Annotated in this window: 17 protein-coding genes and 1 pseudogene; 16 read left to right on the forward strand and 2 right to left on the reverse strand. The window is 71.5% G+C overall.

What is annotated here, in order from left to right; translation table 11 throughout:
- The first annotated feature begins 72 nt into the window (after positions 1 to 72).
- Complete coding sequence (locus F3T56_RS37895; protein ID WP_149830021.1) at positions 73 to 1,623, forward strand: NCS1 family nucleobase:cation symporter-1; 1,551 nt, start codon at positions 73 to 75, stop codon at positions 1,621 to 1,623.
- Between the two features lie 22 nt (positions 1,624 to 1,645).
- On the opposite strand, the gene F3T56_RS37900 is transcribed toward F3T56_RS37895, so the two are convergent.
- Positions 1,646 to 2,317 carry a hypothetical protein gene (locus F3T56_RS37900; protein ID WP_149830022.1) on the reverse strand — a complete coding sequence of 224 codons (672 nt, stop codon included), beginning with the start codon at positions 2,315 to 2,317 and terminating at the stop codon, positions 1,646 to 1,648.
- A 218-nt stretch (positions 2,318 to 2,535) separates the two neighbouring features.
- Between F3T56_RS37900 and F3T56_RS37905 the strand changes: the two genes are divergently transcribed.
- The 4 genes from F3T56_RS37905 (at position 2,536) to F3T56_RS37920 (ending at position 6,778) form a co-directional block, all read left to right on the forward strand.
- On the forward strand, positions 2,536 to 3,090 hold the full coding sequence (locus tag F3T56_RS37905; RefSeq protein WP_149830023.1) for a Uma2 family endonuclease: 555 nt from the start codon (positions 2,536 to 2,538) through the stop codon (positions 3,088 to 3,090).
- 54 nt (positions 3,091 to 3,144) lie between these two features.
- Positions 3,145 to 3,978, forward strand: a complete 834-nt coding sequence (locus tag F3T56_RS37910; protein WP_149830024.1) for a class I SAM-dependent methyltransferase — start codon at positions 3,145 to 3,147, stop codon at positions 3,976 to 3,978.
- A 58-nt stretch (positions 3,979 to 4,036) separates the two neighbouring features.
- On the forward strand, positions 4,037 to 5,842 hold the full coding sequence (locus F3T56_RS37915) for a gamma-glutamyltransferase family protein (protein WP_149830025.1): 1,806 nt from the start codon (positions 4,037 to 4,039) through the stop codon (positions 5,840 to 5,842).
- Between the two features lie 90 nt (positions 5,843 to 5,932).
- Positions 5,933 to 6,778 (forward strand): inositol monophosphatase family protein, encoded by an 846-nt coding sequence (locus F3T56_RS37920; RefSeq protein WP_149830026.1) that lies wholly within the window; start codon positions 5,933 to 5,935, stop codon positions 6,776 to 6,778.
- On the opposite strand, the gene F3T56_RS37925 is transcribed toward F3T56_RS37920, so the two are convergent.
- Complete coding sequence (locus tag F3T56_RS37925) at positions 6,714 to 7,004, reverse strand: SRPBCC family protein (protein WP_149830027.1); 291 nt, start codon at positions 7,002 to 7,004, stop codon at positions 6,714 to 6,716. The genes F3T56_RS37920 and F3T56_RS37925 overlap by 65 nt on opposite strands.
- Positions 7,005 to 7,418: 414 nt before the next feature.
- Between F3T56_RS37925 and F3T56_RS37930 the strand changes: the two genes are divergently transcribed.
- The 11 genes and pseudogenes from F3T56_RS37930 to F3T56_RS37985 all read left to right on the forward strand — a co-directional run bounded on the left by F3T56_RS37930 (position 7,419) and on the right by F3T56_RS37985 (position 20,691).
- Positions 7,419 to 8,831, forward strand: a complete 1,413-nt coding sequence (locus F3T56_RS37930; RefSeq protein WP_149830055.1) for a phytoene desaturase family protein — start codon at positions 7,419 to 7,421, stop codon at positions 8,829 to 8,831.
- A gap of 142 nt (positions 8,832 to 8,973) precedes the next feature.
- Positions 8,974 to 9,981, forward strand: coding sequence for an SCO3242 family prenyltransferase (locus tag F3T56_RS37935; protein ID WP_149830028.1), 1,008 nt, complete (start codon positions 8,974 to 8,976; stop codon positions 9,979 to 9,981).
- 34 nt (positions 9,982 to 10,015) lie between these two features.
- Positions 10,016 to 10,867, forward strand: coding sequence for a sugar phosphate isomerase/epimerase family protein (locus tag F3T56_RS37940; RefSeq protein WP_149830029.1), 852 nt, complete (start codon positions 10,016 to 10,018; stop codon positions 10,865 to 10,867).
- Between the two features lie 70 nt (positions 10,868 to 10,937).
- Positions 10,938 to 11,666 (forward strand): EboA domain-containing protein, encoded by a 729-nt coding sequence (locus F3T56_RS37945; protein WP_149830030.1) that lies wholly within the window; start codon positions 10,938 to 10,940, stop codon positions 11,664 to 11,666.
- A gap of 102 nt (positions 11,667 to 11,768) precedes the next feature.
- Positions 11,769 to 12,623: a TatD family hydrolase gene (locus tag F3T56_RS37950; RefSeq protein ID WP_149830031.1), complete on the forward strand. Its 855-nt coding sequence runs from the start codon at positions 11,769 to 11,771 to the stop codon at positions 12,621 to 12,623.
- Between the two features lie 10 nt (positions 12,624 to 12,633).
- Positions 12,634 to 13,791: a metabolite traffic protein EboE gene (gene eboE, locus F3T56_RS37955; protein ID WP_149830032.1), complete on the forward strand. Its 1,158-nt coding sequence runs from the start codon at positions 12,634 to 12,636 to the stop codon at positions 13,789 to 13,791.
- A 61-nt stretch (positions 13,792 to 13,852) separates the two neighbouring features.
- Positions 13,853 to 15,301: an alkaline phosphatase family protein gene (locus F3T56_RS37960; RefSeq protein WP_149830033.1), complete on the forward strand. Its 1,449-nt coding sequence runs from the start codon at positions 13,853 to 13,855 to the stop codon at positions 15,299 to 15,301.
- Positions 15,298 to 16,524: a cytochrome P450 gene (locus tag F3T56_RS37965; RefSeq protein ID WP_149830034.1), complete on the forward strand. Its 1,227-nt coding sequence runs from the start codon at positions 15,298 to 15,300 to the stop codon at positions 16,522 to 16,524. Before F3T56_RS37960 ends, F3T56_RS37965 begins: the two co-directional genes overlap by 4 nt.
- A 65-nt stretch (positions 16,525 to 16,589) precedes the next feature.
- Entirely contained in the window at positions 16,590 to 17,135 is a 546-nt protein-coding gene (locus F3T56_RS37970; protein WP_149830035.1) for an O-acetyl-ADP-ribose deacetylase, read from the forward strand.
- A 586-nt stretch (positions 17,136 to 17,721) separates the two neighbouring features.
- Positions 17,722 to 18,669 (forward strand): 1-phosphofructokinase family hexose kinase, encoded by a 948-nt coding sequence (locus tag F3T56_RS37975; RefSeq protein ID WP_149830056.1) that lies wholly within the window; start codon positions 17,722 to 17,724, stop codon positions 18,667 to 18,669.
- 4 nt (positions 18,670 to 18,673) lie between these two features.
- Positions 18,674 to 20,691: pseudogene (locus F3T56_RS37985) on the forward strand (PTS fructose transporter subunit IIABC).
- Positions 20,692 to 20,837 lie beyond the last annotated feature (146 nt).

The raw sequence follows: 20,837 nt of genomic DNA on the forward strand, positions 1-20,837 counted from the left end.
CCCGCCCCTCTCCGGCCCCGCCCAAGGCCCCCGCGCGGCCTTTCCCGTCCCGCCTCCCTGATTGGCCTGCCCATGACCGACACAGTCCCCACGGGGTCGCCGATATCCCAGTCCGCCGACAGAGGTGGCCGGATCGAGCTCGCCCCCGAGGCCTTCCCCGCCGACAGCCCCTTCGCCAACGAGGACCTGCGGCCCGTACCGGTCGCCGAGCGCAAGTGGACGACGTACAACTTCGCGGCGCTGTGGATCTCCATGGCGCACTGCATCCCCAGCTGGACCCTGGCCTCCGGCCTGGTCGCCCTCGGCATGGACTGGAAGCAGGCCGTCTTCACCATCGCCCTGGCCAACATCATCGTGCTGCTGCCGATGCTGGCCACCGGGCACGCCGGACCCAAGTACGGCATCCCGTTCCCGGTGCTAGCCCGCGCCTCCTTCGGTCTGCGCGGCGCCAACATTCCGGCGCTGATCCGCGCGGCCGTGGCCTGCGGCTGGTTCGGCATCCAGACCTGGATCGGCGGCTCCGGCATCTTCGTCCTCGGCTCCAAGCTCACCGGTGGTGAGTGGGAGAACGCGGGGAAGATCGCGGGCAACCCGTGGCCGCTGTGGCTCTGCTTCATCCTCTTCTGGGCGCTGCAGATCGCGATCATCTACCGCGGCATGGACTTCCTGCGGCACTTCGAGAACTGGGCCGCGCCCTTCGTGATCGTCGGCGCCCTCGTGCTGCTGATCTGGATCGCGGTCAAGGCCGACGGCTTCGGCGCGCTCCTCGACCAGCCCTCCAAGCTCGGCTGGGGCCCCGACTTCTGGCCGGTCTTCTTCCCGTCCCTCATGGGCATGATCGGTTTCTGGGCCACGCTCTCCCTGAACATCCCCGACTTCACCCGCTTCGGCGCCAGCCAGAAGGCACAGACCTGGGGCCAGTCCCTCGGCCTGCCGACGACCATGACCCTCTTCGCGGTCCTGGCCGTCCTGGTCACCTCCGGCTCCGAGGTCGTCTACGGCGAGGCCATCTGGGACCCGGTCACACTGGCCGCCAAGGCCGACAACGTCTTCGGGCTCCTCTTCGCCCTGATCACCGTGCTGGTCGCCACCATCTCCGTGAACATCGCGGCGAACGTGGTCTCACCCGCGTACGACCTGGCGAACCTCGCCCCGAAGCTCATCAACTTCCGTACGGGCGCCCTGATCACCGGTGTCGTCGGCATCCTGATCTTCCCGTGGAAGCTGATCTCCACGCCCGAGTTCTACATCTTCACCTGGCTCGGCGTGGTCGGCGGACTACTCGGCACGGTCGCGGGCATCCTCATCGCCGACTACTGGATCATCCGCCGTACGGTCCTGCACCTCGCCGACCTGTACACGCCCGGCGGGCGCTACTGGTACTCCAACGGCTGGAACTGGCGGGCGATCGTGGCCTTCGTCGTCGGAGGTGTCCTCGCGGTCGGCGGCTCGTACTCGACCGTGTCCGCGGACGGTGTGTCGTCCGGCCCGTTTCCGGCCGACGGACTCATCCCGTTCCTCAAGCCGCTCGCCGACTACGGCTGGGCGGTCGGCCTGGCCGCGTCGATGGCGCTGTACGTGGCACTGATGGCCGGCCACAAGGAGCGTGCCAAGACCGTCTGAGCGACGTGGACCGGCGGCCGTGCTACGGGGAGTCCTCCAGCACGGCCGCCGCCTCCTTCACGGCCTTGATGGCGCCCTTGTTGATCTCGTCCGTGCTGGGCGCCTTCTTCGACTCGAAGTCGCTGCCGTTGTACGTGATGACCACCAGGGCGTTGGACACACGCGCGTACACGATTCCCTCGCGTGTCTGCTGCTTGTCCTCGGTGGTGAGGTTCACCACCGAGTAGGCCTCGTCGCCGACACCGGGAACGGCGCCGCCGCCGCTCTTCTCCGAGATGCGCTCCTTGTAGGCGTTTTCTGCCTTCTCGTCCGTTTCGTGAATCTCGTACGAGACGTCGAGCCAGCGGTAGTCGTAGCCCTTGAGCGCGTTCCAGGAGCAGGTGCGGCGTACGGACTCGTCGGTCGACGCGATCTCCTTGCCGGCCGTCTTCGCGCCCGGGACAAGGGACTTGACCGTTTTCGTCGAGACACCGCCACAGGGCGAGGGCGCCTTCGTGAACGTCTTGGTCGCGGCCGACGTCGCCGGAGCCGACTCGGAGGGGGAGGCGGGCTTGGCCTCGGACTCCTGCGCGGAGCTCTCCCCGGCCGGGCTCGCGGCGAACGGGCCGGACGACAACGCCCAGCCGCCGGCGGCGATTACGGCGACCGGCAGCAGGCGCGCGGTGAGGGCGAGCGGCAGAGGAAGATCACGCACAGCGCACTTCTCGGGGTCGAGGCGGCGGTACCGCCGGGCGGTGGGTACGCCAGTGTCACACGACTCCCTGTGGGGCGAAAGTGCGCGCTGTGGGCGGCCCCGTTTTGCGGAGTTCGTCAATTGGGGTGATGTGTGCGAGGAATTGCGGCATTCGGGGATGGATTGCGGTAGACCGGGGGCGGCGATCATGCTGCAGGCACGATGTTCATGGAGAACCGATGAGCGCTCAGACGCATATGTACGCCGTCTCCGACCCCGAAGCAGCACTCAAGTACGCGATCCAGTACATCGAGGGCGAACGGGCGCAGATCATCGAGGGCATCATCCAGCCGGTCATCCCTTCCTGGGACCACGAGGGCGTCGCGTACCAGGTCTACGAGCAACTCGGCCCGGCGCTCCGCAGACTGGGCTGCCAGGTCGGCTCCGGCAATCTGGACCTGCCGGGGACGAGCAACTGGTACATCCCGGATCTGGCCGTCGTCCCGAAGGAACTCACCAAGGGCGCGTACGCCCTCGTACCCGACCAGACGCTGCTGATCGTCGAGGTCACCTCGGAGGCGAACGGCGACACGGACCGCACCGTCAAACGCAAGCGCTACGCCGAGTACGGGGCCCCGCTCTACCTGCTCGTCGACCGCCAGGAGCGCTCCTGCACGCTCTACGCCAGCCCCGGCCGCCTCGGCTACACGGAGGTCAAGGGCCCGCTGCAGTTCGGAGCCCCCGTTCCCCTGCCCGAACCGTTCGCCCTGGAACTCGACACGTCGGAGTTCTGACACCGGGCGGTTAACCGGTTGCACCGCGCTTCGCGCGATCAGCACCCTGGACGCATGACTCAGTCACCGTCTGCCACCGAGCCCCAACTCCCTGCCGTGCGCGAGGAGATCGTCGCCTACTACGAGCAGGGGAAGGAGGACGCCCGCCTCAGAGAAGGCACCGGGCGGCTGGAGTTCTGGCGTACCCAGGACATCCTGCGACGGTTGCTTCCCGGGGCTCCCGCGCGTGTGCTCGACGTCGGCGGCGGCACGGGCATCCACGCGGAGTGGCTGACGGGGGACGGGTACGAGGTCGAAGTCGTCGACCCCGTACCGATGCACGTCGAGCGGGCCGGCCGGCTGCCCGGTGTCACCGCCCGGCACGGGGACGCCCGCGCGCTGCCCGCCGAGGACGCCGTGTACGACGTCGTGCTTCTCCTCGGGCCGCTCTACCACCTGCCCGAACGCCCGGACCGGGTACGGGCCCTGGCCGAGGCGTACCGGGCCGTCCGCCCGGGCGGTGTGGTGGTCGCGGCGACGATCAACCGGTTCGCGGGGCTCAACGACATGCTGATGCAAGGGAACTACTTCCTGTCCGAGCGCCGAGTCCGGACCGACGCCGTCTCGGACGACGGCAGGCATATGCCCTCACCGGACGACCCGATCTTCACCACCGCCTACTTCGCCGACCCGGCCGAGGTGCCCGGCGAGTTCACCGAGGCGGGGCTCGTGTGCGAGGGACGGTACGGCGTCGAGGGTGTGGCCTGGCTGATGGGCGGTGTGGAGGAGTGGCTGGACGACCCGGAGCGCAGAGAGGCCGTCCTGGCGGCTACCCGGCGCATCGAGTCGGAGCCCTCGCTGCTGGGGGCGAGCGGGCATCTGCTCACAGCCGGCCGACGGCTTCCCTGACGGGGGAGCGGTCTGCGTACGATCTTCGAACGGCTGTCGTGCAGTGAGGAGTCCGCCCGTGTTCACCACTCGACCGACGCTCCAGGGCACCTTCGGAATGGTGTCCACCACGCACTGGCTGGCGTCGCAGTGCGCGATGGCCGTCCTTGAGGACGGCGGCAACGCCTACGACGCGGCCGTCGCCGCGGGCTTCGTCCTGCACGTCGTCGAACCGCACCTCAACGGCCCGGCGGGCGAGGTGCCGATCATCCTCGCCCCGGCGGACGGCGAGGTCCGGGTCCTGTGCGGACAGGGCGTGGCACCCGCAGGGGCGTCGATCGAGCACTACAGGGGCCTCGGCCTGGATCTCGTACCCGGTACGGGGCCGTTGGCGGCGGCCGTGCCGGGCGCGTTCGACGCCTGGATGCTGCTCCTTCGTGATCACGGCACCAAGGACCTCGCCGACGTCCTCAAGTACGCCATCGGGTACGCGGAGGACGGGCACGCGCCCGTGGAGAACGTCGGGGCCACCGTCGAGTCGGTGCGTGTCCTCTTCGAGGAGGAGTGGACTTCGTCGGCGGAGGTGTACCTGCCGGGCGGGAAGGCGCCCCGCCCCGGTGAGCTGTTCCGCAATCCGGCGCTCGCCGCGACCTGGCGGCGGCTGCTCGCCGAGGTCGAGGGGACGGGGGACCGGGAGGCCCGCATCGAGGCGGCGCGTGCGGTGTGGCGCTCCGGCTTCATCGCGGAAGCCCTGGTACGGCAGGCCGGGCGGCCCACCATGGACACCAGCGGCGAACGGCACACCGGCACGCTCACCATGGCCGACCTGGCCACCTGGTCCGCCTCCTACGAGACCCCGGCGACGTACGACTGGAAAGGCTGGACCCTGTGCAAGGCGGGCCCCTGGAGCCAGGGGCCGGTGCTGCTCCAGCAGCTCGCCCTGCTGCCGCCCGAACTGCCGGAGTACGGGTCCGCCGCTTACGTGCACCTCCTCGTCGAGAACTGCAAGCTCGCCATGGCGGACCGGGAGGCCTGGTACGGGGACGCGGCGCCGGTGCCGCTGGCGGAGCTGCTGTCCGACGAGTACAACGCCGCGCGGCGGGCGCTCGTCGGTGACACGGCGTCGTACGAGCTGCGCCCCGGCAGTCCCGGCGGGCGCGCCCCGCGCATGAGCGCGCACGCGCGCGTGGTGGCCTCCGCAGAGCCCGGCGACGGCTCCGCGGAGCCCGGCTTCAACCCGCTGGGGGTCGGTGAGCCCACGGTCGCGTCCCACGGGGGCACCCGGGGCGACACCTGTCACCTGGACGTCGTCGACCGCTGGGGCAACATGGTCGCGGCCACGCCCAGCGGCGGCTGGCTGCAGTCCAACCCGGTGGCGCCCGAACTGGGCTTCCCGCTCGGCACCCGGCTGCAGATGGCCTGGCTCGACGAGGGCCTGCCCAACTCCCTCACCCCCGGACGCCGGCCGCGCACCACGCTCACCCCGTCGCTCGCGCTGCACGACGGGGTGCCCGTCATGGCGTTCGGTACGCCCGGGGGCGACCAGCAGGACCAGTGGCAGCTGCACTTCTTCCTGGCGGTGGCCCTGCGCCCGCCGGTCCGGGGCGGCCTCGACCTCCAGGGCGCGATCGACGCCCCGAACTGGCACAACGACAGCTTCCCCGGCTCCTTCTTCCCGCGCGGCATGCGCCCCGGCAGCGTCACGGTGGAGTCCCGCACGCCGCCGGAGGTCGTCGCCGAGCTGCGGCGGCGCGGCCACGGCGTCACCGTCGGCGCGCCCTGGTCCGAGGGCCGGCTCTGCGCGGTCGCACGGGACCCGGAGACCGGGGTGCTGTCGGCGGCGGCGAATCCCCGGGGCATGCAGGGGTACGCGGTCGGGCGCTGAGCCGGGGCCGACTCCGGGCATTCATGGCGATTCCATGTGCAATACACCGGCCGGGCGGGGGTTGTCAGTGGGGTGTGCTGTCATGGAGGCATGATCGAAGACAACGAAACCATCGACGAGTTTCTCGCCCGGCACGCCTCCGACGTCGAGGAAGCGATCCGCAAGGCCGCCGCCGCGGAGATCATGCCGCGTTTCCGGCAGCTCGCCGCGCACGAGGTCGACCAGAAGAGCGGCCCGCACGACCTGGTGACGGACGCCGACCGCAAGGCCGAGCTGTATCTGACGGAGGCGCTCTCCGCGCTGCTGCCCGGCTCGGTCGTGGTCGGCGAGGAGGCGGTGCACGCCAACCCGGCGTCGTACGACGCGATCCGGGGCGAGGCGCCGGTCTGGATCGTCGACCCGGTGGATGGCACCCGGCAGTTCGTGCGCGGCGAGCCCGGCTTCTGCACCCTCGTCGCCCTCGCCCAAGGCGGCGTCCTGCGCGCCTCCTGGACGTACGCGGCCGCCCTCGACCGGCTCGCCGTGGCGATACGGGGCCAGGGGGCCACCCTGGACGGCGAACCCCTGCGCGCCGGCTCACCGGAGCCCGGCCGTGACCTCGAAGTGGCCACCTCCCACCCGGACTACACCACGGAGGACCAGAAGGAGGCACTGCTCGGCCTCTGGACGGAAGGCGTCGCCCCGCGCGCGTGCGGTTCGGCGGGGCTGGAGTATCTCGCCATCGCCCAGGGCCGGTTGGATGCGACGGCGTTTTCCTGGGAAGCCGCTTGGGATCACGCGGCCGGTCTCCTCCTGGTCGAGGAGGCGGGCGGCGCCCATCTGACCCTGGCGGGGGAGCCGTTCCGCATCACCGGCGGCAACGCCCTGCCGTTCACCGCGGCCCGCGACGCGGCCACGGCTCGCCGGGTGGTGGGGTTGCTGTCGGGCGGAGTCTGAGCTGGAAGGAGCCGCCCACACGGATGTCGATCACCTCGAACTCCGCAGGGGTGCCCTCCGGGGGCCACTCGCACTCCGCCTCCAGAAGGGGCAGGGCGTCCACGAAGCCCGGCAGGGGCAGACCGAGATCGACGAACACTCCGGTGACACCGGGGCCCCAGGGCGAGACGGTGAACGTGCCGGGCAGGCCTGCGCCGACGGGGACCGGGCCGGAGTCGTGTCGCACGTGGCACTGGCGGTACGAGCGGGCGCGGCCTCAGGCGAGACTGAACTCCAGTTCGGTGACGGGCAGTGCACCCGGTGGTTCCGGCACCGATCCCGGCACCGGTGTCCCGTACACGACCTCGTACAGCTCGCGCCCCAGCTCCCGCCGAGCCGCCGCACCTGCGTGAGTTCGCCCGTGTCGGAGGCGACAGTGGCCGTCTGCTCGTCGCCATGGAAGACGATCTGCCGCAGCGCACGCCCGTCGTCCCCCACCTCGAACCAGCACCAGGTGTCGTCGTCGGGAGCGGTGAAACGGAACCGGCGCGTCATTGCGCGGAGCCTACCCATGCCCGGGCACTGTCGGTGGCCGGGCATATCCTGATCCTGAATGGCCATCGGCTGACGAAGCTGACGAAGGGGTCCGGACGTGCCGTCGATGCTCGACGCGGTGGTGGTGGGGGCGGGGCCGAACGGCCTGACGGCTGCCGTGGAGCTGGCCCGCCGCGGGTTCTCCGTGGCCGTGTTCGAGGCGAAGGACACCGTGGGAGGGGGCGCCCGCACCGCCGAGCTGACCCTGCCCGGCTTCCGTCACGACCCGTGCTCGGCCGCACACCCCCTGGGGATCAACTCGCCCGCGTTCAAGGCGATGCCGCTGGACCGCTACGGCCTGGAGTGGCTGCACGCCGAGCTGCCCATGGCGCACCCGTTCCGCGACGGCACGGCCGCCGTGCTGGCGCGCTCGGTGGGGGAGACGGCCGCCTCGTTCGGGCCGCGCGACGCGGGCGCGTACCGCAGACTGGTCGACCCGTTCCTGCCCAAGTGGGAGACGCTGGTCCGTGACTTCATGTCGCTGCCGCTGTCCGCGCTGCCCCGCGATCCGGTCACCCTTGCCCGCTTCGGCCTCGTCGGTCTGCCGCCCTCGACCTGGCTGATGCGCCGCTTCAAGGACGAGAAGGCCAAGGCACTGTTCGCCGGGCTCGTCGCGCATGTCATCGCCCCGCTCGGCGGCCTCGCCACCGGCGCCGTCGGCCTGGTCTTCGCGCTGGCCGCGCACGCCGCCGGCTGGCCGGTCGCCCGCGGCGGCTCCCAGGCCATCTCCGACGCGCTCACCGCGTATCTGAAGGACCTCGGCGGCACCGTCCACACCGACTACGAGGTCAAGCGGCTCGACGATCTGCCGCCCGCGCGCGCGTACGTCTTCGACACCTCGCCCACCGCGCTGGCCCGGATCGCGGGGTTCGGGCGCTTCTACGAGTCGTACCGGTACGGTGCGAGCGTCTTCAAGATCGACTATGCACTCGACGGCCCCGTGCCCTGGACGGCCAAGGAGGCGCGCCACGCGGGCACGGTGCAGGTCGGGGCGAGCAAGGCCGAGATCGGCGCCGCCCTGAACGACGCCTCCCGCCGGGGCCGCGCCCCCGACGCGCCGTTCCTGATCACCGTGCAGCCCAGCCTTGTGGACCCGACCCGCGCCCCCGAGGGCAAGCATGTCTTCTGGGCGTACGGTCATGTCCCGAACGGCTGGACGGGAGATCTGACGGACGCCGTCGAGCGGCAACTGGAGCGGTTCGCCCCGGGGTTCCGCGACCGCGTCCTCGCCCGCGCCACTGCCGGCCCGCCCGAACTCGCCGCGCACAACGCGAACTACGTCGGCGGCGACATCGCCTGCGGCGCGGCCTCCGGTCTGCAGTTGCTGCTGCGCCCCAAGCTCTCGCTCTTCCCGTACCACACCCCGCACCCCGCCGTCTTCATCTGCTCCTCCGCCACCCCGCCGGGCCCGGGGGTGCACGGCATGTCGGGGCACAACGCGGCCAAGGCGGTGTGGCGGAGGCTGCGCCAGGAGTCCTGAGGCCCGGCTGTCCGGAAAGTGCACCTGGCAGCCAAGGGTGTTCGAAAGCGGTTCAACCATGACCAGAGCCAAGTCACGAACACACAAAGGTCTTCACACATTCCGCGCATGAATGTTCAAGCAGCGCGGGTAGGTTGCGGCCATGAAAGATCGGAGAGCGTCGCAGCCACGCTCCGGGTCCCGGACCGCGCCGGGCCTCGCTGACCTGGCTCAACTCGTTCGCGCACCGGCCGCGTTGAGCGTGCCGGGCGACGTCCTCGCGGGTGCCGCCGCTGCCGGGCGTCCACTGGGTGCGCGGACCCTCGGCGTGATGGGATCGTCCGTCTGCCTCTACTGGGCCGGCATGGCACTCAACGACTACGCCGACGCCACGATCGACGCCGTCGAGCGCCCCGAACGCCCCGTTCCGTCGGGCCGCGTCCCCCGCCGCACCGCCCTCGCCGTCGCCGGCGCCCTCACCCTCGGGGGCCTCGGCCTCGCCGCCGCCTCCGGAGGCCGCCGAAGCCTCCTGGGAGCGCTCCCCCTGGCCGGCGCCGTCTGGGCCTACGACCTGAAGCTCAAGTCCACCCCGGCGGGCCCCGCCGCCATGGCCTCGGCCCGCGCCCTGGACGTCCTCGCGGGCGCACTGGTCGCCGACCGCAGGGGCGGCACCGGCAAGGCTCTGCTGCGCGGCGCGGTCCCCGCCGCCCTGGTCGGCGCCCACACCTACACCCTGACCGCCCTCAGCCGGCACGAGATCTCGGGCGCCCCCGCCCGGCTGCCCGCCACGACCCTCGCCGCCTCCACGACCACCGCCCTCGCGACGGCACTCCCCGCCGTCCGCACGGTCGTCACCGCGGCCCGGCGAACTTCGGCGCGCGCCGACGCCACCTCTACCTCGCGGCACCCCGGCGCCACCGCCGTCACCCGCGCCGCCGTGGTCGCCGCCGGTGCCCTCGCCTACCTGGGCAGCTACGGAACGGCCCAGGCCCGCGCCGTACGGGAGCCCTCGGGCGAGAACGTACGACGGGCCGTCGGGGCCGGAATCCTCGGGCTGATGCCCCTGCAGGCGGCGCTGACCGCGCGGAGCGGATCCACGTTCGCGGCGGCCGCCCTCGGTGTCGTACACCCCCTGGCCCGGCGGCTCGCCCGGAGCGTATCCCCCACCTGAACCAGCACAGACCTCCGCCGGAGGAGCCCCCGGAATGAAACCGCCTCCCACCCCTCTCAGATTCGGCTACGGCACCAACGGCTTCACCAACCACCGGCTGAGCGACGTCCTCGCGGTCCTCGCCGACCTCGGCTACGACGGCGTCGCCCTCACCCTCGACCACGGACACCTCGACCCGTACGCCGACGACCTGCCCCGGCGCGTCGCCGCGATCGCGCGGGACCTGGCCCGGCACGGGCTCGACGTGACGGTCGAGACCGGCGCGCCCTACCTCCTCGACCCCTGGGGCAAGCACGAGCCGACCCTGATGTCCGACGCGGCCGAGCGCAGGATCGACCTGCTGCGGCGGGCCGTGCGCATCGCGGCCGACCTCGGCTCGCCCACCGTCCACCTGTGCAGCGGCCCCGCGCCTGCCGGCGGGCTGCCGGAACGGGACGCGTGGAAGCGGCTCGCGGCAGGCGTGCAGACCGTTCTGGAGACCGCGGAGGAGTACGGCGTCTCGCTGGCCTTCGAGCCCGAGCCGTACATGTTCGTCGACACCGTGGAGCGCTGTGTGGAGCTGGCCGAACTGGTCGGCGGGCACGAACTGTTCGGGATCACCCTCGATGTCGGGCACGCGCACTGTGTCGAGGACCGGACCTTGCTGGAGTGCGTGCGCCTTGCCGCTCCGCGGCTGCTCAACGTGCAGATCGAGGACATGCGGCGCGGCGTTCACCAGCACCTCGAATTCGGCGCCGGGGAGATCGACTTCCCGCCCGTGCTCACCGCCCTGAAGGACCTCGGCCACCAGGGCCTGGTCTCCGTCGAGATCCAGGGCGGCTCCCTCGACGCGCCCGATGTCGCCCGGCGTTCCATCGAGTTCCTGCGCGCCGCCGCATCGGCCTGACCCCCACCCCCACCCCCCTTTCCCGTCACCCCTGGTAATTTCTCCTTTCCCCACAAGAGGTCGTTCCGTCATGGCATCCACCGGCATGTCCGACTCCGCGCCCCCCGATCCCCGAACCGCCCTCGCCCTCCACCCCCTTGACCCCGCCGGCCGCGCCTGGGTCGACGAGGCCGAGGCCCGCGTCGCCGCCCGGTCCACCGCCGTACGGGCCTTGTTCCCCGCGGTCCGACGGCACTGCGGTCGCGACCGTCTGGTCGAGCACTGGACCGCGGACGAGGCGGCCCGCGCTGTTCTGCTCCTCGCGCTCCCTCTCGACGGCACTCCGCTCGCGTCCGAACTGGCAGGTCTCTTCCGCCATGGCGACCCGGCGGAACAGCGGGCCGTGCTGAGGGCACTGCCCTTCCTCGACGTGCCCGAGGAAGCCGCTCTCGGCTTCGTCCGCGAAGCCCTGCGGGGCAACGACAGCACCCTCATCGAGGCCGCCCTCGGCCCGTACGGGGCCGCCCGGCTGCCCGACGCCGAGTACCGCCAGGCCGTCCTGAAGTGCGTCTTCTACGAGATCACGCTGGACCGGATCGCCGGGCTCGACACCCGCGCCGACGACGAACTCGCCCGTATGCTCGCCGACTTCGCCCACGAGCGGGTCGCCGCCGGACGGGACGTACCGCAGGACATCTGGCCCGTCGTCCGCGCCTTCCCCGCCCTCGCCACCCTCACCGAGAAGCTCGCCGCCGAGACCTGGGCCGCCACCCCCGAGCGCCGAGAGGCCGCCGTACGCGCCCTGAAGGCACTCCAGTAAGCCGCAGTTGCAGTCGCAGTCCTCAAGGCAGAGCCGCAAGTCCTCAAGACAGAGCCGCAGTCCTCAAGACAGAGCCGCAGTCCTCAGGAAAGAGAGCTGACCGTGCGCATCTTCGACCCCCACATCCACATGAACTCCCGCACCACGGACGACTACGAGGCGATGCATGCGGCCGGGGTGCGCGCCGTCGTCGAACCCGCCTTCTGGATGGGCCAGCCCCGGACGTCGCCGGAGAGCTTCTACGACTACTTCGACGCGCTGCTGGGCTGGGAGCCCTACCGCGCGGCCCAGTTCGGCATCCAGCACTTCTGCACGATCGCGCTCAACCCCAAGGAGGCCAACGACCCGCGCTGCCGGCCAGTGCTGGACGAGCTGCCCCGTTACCTCGCCAAGGACAGGGTGGTCGCGGTCGGCGAGATCGGCTACGACTCCATGACACCGGAGGAGGGCGAGGCGCTCGCGCTCCAGCTCCAACTCGCCATGGAGCAGGGCCTGCCCGCCCTCGTGCACACCCCGCACCGCGACAAGGCCACCGGCACCCGCCGGACCCTGGACGTCGTACGGGAGTCCGGCATCGCCCCCGAACTCGTCGTCCTCGACCACCTCAACGAGCTGACCGTCGGCATGGTCCTCGACAGCGGCTGCTGGGCCGGGTTCTCGATCTACCCGAAGACCAAGATGAGCGAGGACCGCATGGTCACCATCCTCCAGGAGCACGGCACCGAGCGCATGCTCGTGAACTCCGCCGCCGACTGGGGCCGTTCGGACCCGCTCAAGACCCGTAGGACTGCCGACGCGATGCTCGCCGCCGGGTTCGACGACGACGCCGTGGACGGGGTGATGTGGCGGAACCCGGTCGACTTCTACGGGCAGAGCGGCCGACTGGACCTCGACGAGCCCAAGCCGGACGAGGAGTCTTCCTTCGAGGGCAACTCCATCCGGCGCGGCGGAGCGTGAGGGGACGGTCATGCGATTCCGGCACCCGGACGGCACCGCCGTCCACCTCGGCTACTGCAGCAACGTCCATCAGGCGGAGGACCTGGAGGGCGTCATCGCCCAGCTCGCCACCTACGCCGAGCCCGTGCGCGAGCACCTGGGCGTAGCCCGGCTGGGCATCGGACTCTGGCTCGCCCGTGGTGTGGTCAGTCAACTTGCTGGTGAGGCCGCCGAGTTGAAACGCCTCAAGGCCGAACTCGCGGCGCGTGGCCTGGAGACGGTCACCCTCAACGCCTTCCCGTACGCCCGGTTCCACCGCGAGGTGGTCAAGAAGGATGTGTACCTGCCCGACTGGGCGGACGAGGCCCGGCTGCGCCATACCCTCGACTGCGCCCGCGTCCTCGCCGAACTCCTCCCGGACGACGCCGAGCGGGGCAGTATCTCCACTCTCCCCCTGGCCTGGCGCACCTCCTGGCCCCCGGACCGCGCCGAGACCGCCCGCCGGGCCCTGGACCGGCTCACCGCCGGGCTCGCCGAGATCGAGTCGGACACCGGCCGTCGTATCCGGGTCGCCTTCGAACCGGAGCCCGGCTGCGTCGTGGAGACCACCGCCCAGGCGGTACGGGAACTGCGCGGCCTCGACCCCGACCGACTCGGTGTCTGCCTGGACGCCTGCCATCTCGCCGTCCAGTTCGAGGAGCCCGGCGCCGCCCTGAGCCGTCTCGCGGACGCCGGGCTGCCGGTCGTCAAGCTCCAGGCGTCCTGCGCGATCGAGGCCCCGGACCCGGCCGACCCGGCGACCCGAGCGGCCCTGGGCCGTTTCGTCGAGCCCCGCTTCCTGCACCAGACGCGTACCTCGACAGCGGCCGGAATACGGGGAGTCGACGACCTCCCGGACGCGCTGGACGACGGTCTGCCCACCGACACCGGCCCCTGGCGCGTCCATTTCCACGCCCCGCTGCACGCCGACCCCGAACCACCGCTGCGCACGACCGCCGACCAGCTGAGCGCTGTCCTCGCCGGGCTGCTCGGCGGAGCCTCGGCCGACTGCGACCACATCGAGGTCGAGACCTACACCTGGTCCGTCCTCCCCGAGCCGCCCGCCGACCTGGCCGGTGGCATCGCGGCCGAACTCGCCTGGGCGCGTGAGCAGTTGACGGGGCTGGGCCTCAAGGAGGATGACCGGTGAGTACCCGAATGGTGAGTATACGAACGGTGAGTATGCGACTCGGCCGCAAGGAGGACCACCAGTGAGCACCCGACCCAACCGGCTCGTCGTCCTCGACATAGTCGGCCTCACCCCGAAACTGCTCAAGCACATGCCCGCCGTGGCAGCCCTCGGCGACCGCGGTTTCCGGGCCCGGCTCGACCCCGTACTGCCCGCCGTGACCTGCACGGTCCAGTCCACGTTCCTCACCGGCGAACCGCCCTCCGGGCACGGCGCGGTGGCCAACGGCTGGTACTTCCGGGACCTCGGCGAAGTGCTGCTGTGGCGCCAGCACAACGCGCTCGTCGGCGGCGAGAAGATCTGGGAGACGGCGCGCAGGTCCGCCCCCGACTACAAGGTCGCCAACATCTGCTGGTGGTACGCGATGGGCGCGGACGTCGACCTCACCGTCACCCCACGCCCGGTCTACTACTCCGACGGCCGCAAGGAACCCGACTGCTACACCTGGCCGCCGTCCCTGCATGACGAACTCACCGACAGGCTGGGCCCGTTCCCCCTGTTCACCTACTGGGGCCCCAACGCGGGCATGCCCTCCACACAATGGATCCTCGGTGCCGCCCGCCAGGTCTTCGACGAGCATCACCCCGACCTCACCCTCGTCTACCTCCCCCAACTCGACTACGAACCCCAGCGATCCGGCCCCGACTCACCCGCCACGATCCGCGCCGCCCGCCAACTCGACGACGCCCTGCGTCCGTTGATCGCCCACTTCCTGAGCGAGGGCGCCACGGTGGTGGCACTCAGCGAGTACGGCATCACGCCCGTCTCCTGCCCGGTCGACATCAACCGCGCCCTGCGTCGCGCCGGACTGCTCGACGTGTACACCCAGGACGGCATGGAGTACCTCGACCCGTGGACCTCGCGGGCCTTCGCCGTAGCCGACCACCAGATCGCCCATGTCTACGTACGGGACCCGGCCGACACGGAGGCGGTCGCCAAGATCGTGGCCGAACTCGACGGCGTGGAGCGGGTGTTGGACGCCGAGGGCAAAGCGGCCCACGGTCTGGACCACGAACGCTCCGGCGAGCTGGTTGCGGTCGCCGACCTGGACGCCTGGTTCACGTACTACTACTGGCTGGACGACGAGCGCGCCCCCGACTTCGCCCGCCAGGTCGAGATCCACCGCAAGCCCGGCTACGATCCCGCCGAGCTGCTGTACGACGAGACCGTCCCCGCGGTGAAGCTGCGCGCGATCGGCCAGGTGGCCCGCAAGAAGCTCGGGTTCCGCTACCGCATCAGCACCGTCCCGCTGGACCCCTCCGGCGTCAGCGGCAGTCACGGCCGACTGCCCGCCCACCCGGACGACGGGCCCGTACTGCTGTGCTCCGCACCGGGGCCGGCCCGCGAGGCGTACGAGGCGACCGAGATCAAGGCGCTGCTGCTGGGGCTGGCCGGACTGGACGCGGACGGTTCCAAGGGCGATGGCTCCGAGAGCGACGGCTCCGAGGACGAAGGGCGGCTGTCCACATGACGGCCCCCCCGGCCCACCCGGCCCACGCGCCCCACCCGACCCACGCGCCCCACCCCTCCCTCCCGGCCGAGCGCCCGCTGCTGGACCCGGCCCCCGAGTACGCCAAGTGGCGTGCGGAGGAGCCGGTCCGGCGGGTGACGATCTGGGGTGACAACAGCCCCTGGCTGGTCACGCGGCACGAGGACGCCCGCGCTGTCCTCGCCGACCCGCGGTTCAGCGCGGACGTGACCCTGGAAGGCTTCCCGGGGTTCCGTCCGCAGTCGCCGCCGCGCGCCCCCGGCCAGTTCTTCATCATGGACCCGCCCGACCACACGCGACTGCGCCGCGTACTGATCCCCGACTTCACCTTCCGCCGTATCGAGCAACTGCGGCCGGCGATCGCCCGCATCTGCGGCGAACTGCTCGACGCGATGACGGCGCAAGGCGCCACGACGGGCGACCTGGTGGAGGCGTACGCCCTGCTGCTGCCCTCGCTCGTGATCTGCGAACTGCTCGGGGTGCCGTACGAGGACCACGACTTCTTCCAGCGGCAGGCGAAGGCGATCAGCAGTCTCGCCGCCGGGCCGGACGAGCGGCTCGCCGCCCGCAAGGCCCTCCACACCTATCTGGGTGAACTGCTCGCCCTGCGCACGAGGGAGCCCGCCGACGACCTGATCTCCCGGCTCGCGCGCGACCGGGTGGCGACCGGCGAGGTGACGATGGCCGAGGCCGTCGGACTCGCCGCGGTGCTGCTGGTGGCGGGCCACGAGACGACCGCCAGCATGTTCCCGCTCTCCGTCGTGGCCCTGCTGCGCAACCCCGACCAGCTCGCCGCACTCAGCGCGGAGCCCGCCCTGTGGCCGGACGCGGTGGAGGAGCTGCTGCGCCATCTCACCGTTGCCCATACGGGGCTGCGGCGGATCGCCACCGAGGACGTGGAGGTCGGGGACGTCCGTATCCGCGCCGGGGACGGCGTCGTCGTGGCGGTGCACGCCGCCAACCGTGACCCGGCCGTCTTCTCCGACGCGGACACGCTGGATGTCCGCCGCGACACCACCGGACACCTGACCTTCGGCCACGGCCTGCACCAGTGCATCGGCCAGTCACTGGCCCGCGCCGAACTCCAGATCGGCCTGCCCGCCCTCTTCGAACGGCTCCCGGAACTACATCTCACCAACCGACCGGAGGACTTCACACTCCCCGCGAGCACGTTCCACGGGATGCGGGCGCTGCCGGTCGGCTGATAGTAGGTACCGGGAGCCCGTTATTCGACGGCTCGCGGGGCCTGGTGGCTGGTATAGAGGCGGACATGACCACCATCACCCTCGTCCGGGGCGACATCACCGAGCAGTCCGTCGACGCCATCGTCAACGCCGCGAACTCCTCCCTCCTCGGCGGGGGAGGAGTGGACGGCGCCATCCACCGGCGCGGCGGCCCCGCCATCCTCGCCGACTGCCGCAAGCTCCGCGCCTCCCTCCCCCACTCTCGGCTGCGCTCGAGCGGGGGGACCCCCATCGGCAAGGGCCTCCCCACCGGCCAGGCCGTCGCCACAACGGCCGGCGAACTCGACGCCCGCTGGGTGATCCACACCGTGGGCCCGGTCTACAGCCAGAGCCTCGACCGCTCCGCCCTCCTCGCCTCCTGCTACCGCGAATCCCTCCGCGTGGCCGACGAGTTGGGCGCCCGCACGATCGCCTTCCCCGCCATCTCCGCCGGCATCTACGGCTGGCCCATGGACGACGCCGCCCGCATCGCGGTGCAGACCGTCCGGGCCACGGAGACATCGGTCGATGAGGTCAGGTTCGTCCTCTTCGACGAGCGGGCGTACGAGGCGTTCGCCAGGCAACCCCGCTGAAGCGCCACGGCGGCGGTTCGCTTGTCGGCCCCGAGCCCCGATGCTGGTGGCGCCCCACGTAGGGCGTACAGGCGTACGTTTCGCGTCGTCGATGTGTCTGCGATGACGCATGTTCGCACTCATTGGATGCTTGTCCTGATGGCGTGTCAGGTACCTGGATGTCGCGATCACAGCCGCGTGGGAACACGCCGGTGACCGCCCGGGTCGAGCGGCTCTGACGTATCCGACGCCCGCGATGCGGGCGCGGTGGGACTTCGGCTGGCCGGTGTCGTGGTGGAGCGCCCGGCGTACAGCGCGGACGCACCGCAGCGGCGACGCGTCCATGGCTCAGGGAAAGCCGCCGGATCTCCGAGCCACCGACGTGCGGCCGGGGGACCGATCGGGCTCGCCCTGCCACGTTCTCAGCCTCTCCGGCTGCGTCCTCACCAGCCAGAGGTAATGTTGTTCTGCCGGTCAAACGAACTGTCCCTCCGACCGCTTCGACAGCGCGACCGTGGCGGCTCGTCGCCACAGGGCCATCGGGCTTCTGCCCGATGGAGGGCAGACCGGCGCCCCCGCTGCCGTCGGCTCCAGTGGTGGTGCGCGCGTGATCGTCACCCTCACCCCCAATCCGAGCCTGGACCGCACCCTGGAGGTTCCGGACCTGCGGCCCGGCTCGGTCATCCGTGCCACCGACAGCCGTCTCGATCCGGGGGGCAAAGGCGTCAACATCTCTCGGGCGCTGGCCGCCAACGGTCACCGGACGGTGGCCGTCCTGCCCTGCGGCGGCATCGAGGGCAAACAGCTCGCCGAACTGCTCGCCTCCGAGGGCGTCGAGGTGGTCACCATCCCGATCGCCGACAGCGTCCGGGTCAACATCAGCGTCGTGGAGCCCGACGGCACCGTCACCAAGCTGAACGCGGCCGGCCCGCGGCTTTCCGCCACCGAGATCGACGCGCTTGCCGCAGCCACCTGTACCACCGCCAAGGGCGTCCGGTGGGTGGCTCTCGCCGGCAACCTGCCACGCGGTGCCCCCGTCGACCTCTACGCGCACCTGGTGTCGCGCCTGCGTGGCAGCGGGGCGCCGCGTATCGCCGTCGACTCCAGCGGGGCCCCGTTCGCCGCTGCCCTGCCCGCCGGTCCGGATCTGGTCAAGCCCAACCGGGGCGAACTCGCCGAGGCCGCCGGGATGCCGGTGACCACGCTCGGCGAGGCCGTGACCGCGGCGAACGTGCTGCGTGCGCGCGGCGCCCGGACGGTGCTGGCCAGTCTCGGCCGCGACGGTGCCCTGCTGGTCGGTGACTCCAACGTGCTGCACGGAGAGCAGCGTGTCGCCGTACCACGCAGCACCGTCGGCGCCGGGGACGCTCTCCTCGCGGGGTACCTGGCGGCCACCACCGAGGGGCCTGGTGCTCTTGCCGAGGCCCTGGCCTGGGGTGCTGCCGCAGTGTCGCAGCCCGGCAGCGGAATGCCCGGACAGTGGGACCTGGACCGGTCGGCTGTCGTCGTGCGACACCGTATCGAATCCGATCGCCCGATCTCCGAACGGAACTGACACGATGCCCGATCTCATCACCGCGGATTTTGTGGATCTGGACCTGGAGGCCGCGGACCGTCACGAGGCGGTCCGTTCCCTCGCTGCCCGGCTCGCCGCCGCCGACCGCGTCACGGACCTCGACGGGTTCCTCGCCGACGCGCGGGACCGGGAGGAGCAGATGCCCACCGGTATCGAAGGGGGCATCGGAATCCCACACGCCCGCTCCGTCCATGTCACGCTGCCCACGCTCGCCTTCGGGCGCAGCGCCGACGGCGTCGACTTCGGCGCCGCGGACGGCCCGGCGGACCTGGTCTTCCTGATCGCCGCGCCGGCCGGCGGCCATGCCGAGCACCTGGACATCCTGGCGTCAATCGCCCGCCGCCTGGTGCACGTCTCCTTCAGACAGGCCCTGCGCCGTGCCGTGGACGCGCAGGCAGTCGTCGACCTCATCAACAAGGAGGTGGGCGGAAGATGAGGATCGTCGCTGTCACCGCGTGCCCGACCGGCATCGCCCACACCTACATGGCCGCCGAGGCCCTGGAGCAGGCCGCCGCCGAAGCCGGGCACCACATCGTGGTGGAGACGCAGGGCGCCGCCGGTGCGGTCAGGCTGAGTGCCGCGCAGGTGGCGCAGGCAGACGCGGTGATCTTCGCGGCCGACACCGAGATCCAGGACCGTGAGCGGTTCGCGGCCAAACCCGTTGTGATCGCCCCTGTGCAACGGGCCATCAACCATCCGCGCGAGCTCATCTCGCGGGCCGAGGAGGCCGCGGAGGCGGCAGCCGGCGCGGCCACGGCGGAGGGTACCGGTCCGGGCGATGCCCCCGAGGACGTCACCGCGGGCGCCGGGGCCGACGGGACCGCAGAGGACCGTGGAGCTGCGGTCGGCGGCCCTGCGCACGGCGCGCCCTCGGAGGGCGCCGGGGTCCACCCGGCCACCCGGTTGCGTCAGTGGTTGATGACCGGAGTCAGCTACATGATTCCCTTCGTCGCTGCGGGTGGCATCCTGATCGCGCTCGCCTTCATGATCGGCGGCGCCGAGGTCGCCGTGAAGGTCGACGGCGGCACCTGGCAGGGGCGTACCTATCCCGAAGTCACCGACCTGTCCGAACTGGTCGACCGGGCCGGATACGCGGGGGTGCTGTTCAAGATCGGTGCAACGGCCTTCTCCATGCTGGTGCCCATCCTCGCGGGCTTCATCGCATACGCCATCGCCGACCGGCCGGGCCTGGTACCCGGCGTGGTCTCCGGTCTGCTGGCCGTCGCGACAGGCGCAGGCTTCCTCGGCGGCCTGGCCGGCGGCCTGCTCGCCGGTGCGGTGGTGACGGCTCTGCGGAGGATCCACCTGCCGCGTGCAGCCGCGGGGGTCATGACCGTGGTCGGGATTCCGCTCGTGTCCACGTTGGTGATGGGCCTTTTGATGATCATCGTCATCGGGGAGCCGATCGCCGCCGCGCAGCGTGGCCTCACCGACTGGCTGGACGGCCTGAGCGGGGCCAACGCGATCCTGCTGGGCGCTCTGCTCGGCCTGATGATGGCCTTCGACATGGGCGGTCCGGTCAACAAGGTCGCCTACACCTTCGGCGTCGCCGGCCTGGCCAGCGGCGATCTGGAGGTGATGGCCGCCGTCATGGCCGCGGGCATGGTGCCTCCGCTCGCCCTCGCCCTGGCCACGGTCGTGCGGCGGGCGCTCTTCACCGACAGCGAGCGCAAGGCCGGGGAGGCGGCCTGGCTGCTGGGCGCCTCGTTCATCACGGAGGGCGCCATCCCGTTCGCGGCGGCCGACCCGCTGCGGGTCATCCCGTCGATCATGGCAGGGAGTGCGGTCACCGGTGCCCTGTCCATGGCCGTGGGCGCCACCTCGCGCGCCCCGCACGGTGGCCTGTGGGTCATCGGTCTGATCGGCAACCCCGCCCTGTACCTGGCAGCCATCGCGGCGGGCGTATTGGTGGGTGCCGCCTGTGTGCTCGTCGCCAAGCACTTCGGACGACGCCCCGTGCTCGAAGGGGCACCGACGCTTCCCGGGACCACGAGCCGGTGAACCTGCCGAGCGGCGGTCCTGCTCGTGGGAGCGCGTGGTGCGTCCGGCTGCTCGAGCCCCGAACGGCATGGAGGGAGTATCGTGACAATACGGATGTGCCGCCTGATAGCGGATGCCGATGCCCCGCAGGCCGGGAGCCTTCGGTC

Source organism: Streptomyces tailanensis (assembly GCF_008386495.1).
Classification (GTDB): Bacteria; Actinomycetota; Actinomycetes; order Streptomycetales; family Streptomycetaceae; genus Streptomyces; species Streptomyces tailanensis.

What these genes read in the sequence shown, in the direction of transcription:
- F3T56_RS37945 (WP_149830030.1), top strand. Translation starts at nt 10,938, where the DNA reads ATGGCATCCACCGGCATGTCCGACTCCGCGCCCCCCGATCCCCGAACC.
- F3T56_RS37920 (WP_149830026.1), top strand. Translation starts at nt 5,933, where the DNA reads ATGATCGAAGACAACGAAACCATCGACGAGTTTCTCGCCCGGCACGCC.
- F3T56_RS37970 (WP_149830035.1), top strand. Translation starts at nt 16,590, where the DNA reads ATGACCACCATCACCCTCGTCCGGGGCGACATCACCGAGCAGTCCGTC.
- F3T56_RS37895 (WP_149830021.1), top strand. Translation starts at nt 73, where the DNA reads ATGACCGACACAGTCCCCACGGGGTCGCCGATATCCCAGTCCGCCGAC.
- F3T56_RS37905 (WP_149830023.1), top strand. Translation starts at nt 2,536, where the DNA reads ATGAGCGCTCAGACGCATATGTACGCCGTCTCCGACCCCGAAGCAGCA.
- F3T56_RS37910 (WP_149830024.1), top strand. Translation starts at nt 3,145, where the DNA reads ATGACTCAGTCACCGTCTGCCACCGAGCCCCAACTCCCTGCCGTGCGC.
- F3T56_RS37940 (WP_149830029.1), top strand. Translation starts at nt 10,016, where the DNA reads ATGAAACCGCCTCCCACCCCTCTCAGATTCGGCTACGGCACCAACGGC.
- eboE (WP_149830032.1), top strand. Translation starts at nt 12,634, where the DNA reads ATGCGATTCCGGCACCCGGACGGCACCGCCGTCCACCTCGGCTACTGC.
- F3T56_RS37935 (WP_149830028.1), top strand. Translation starts at nt 8,974, where the DNA reads ATGAAAGATCGGAGAGCGTCGCAGCCACGCTCCGGGTCCCGGACCGCG.
- F3T56_RS37965 (WP_149830034.1), top strand. Translation starts at nt 15,298, where the DNA reads ATGACGGCCCCCCCGGCCCACCCGGCCCACGCGCCCCACCCGACCCAC.
- F3T56_RS37930 (WP_149830055.1), top strand. Translation starts at nt 7,419, where the DNA reads ATGCTCGACGCGGTGGTGGTGGGGGCGGGGCCGAACGGCCTGACGGCT.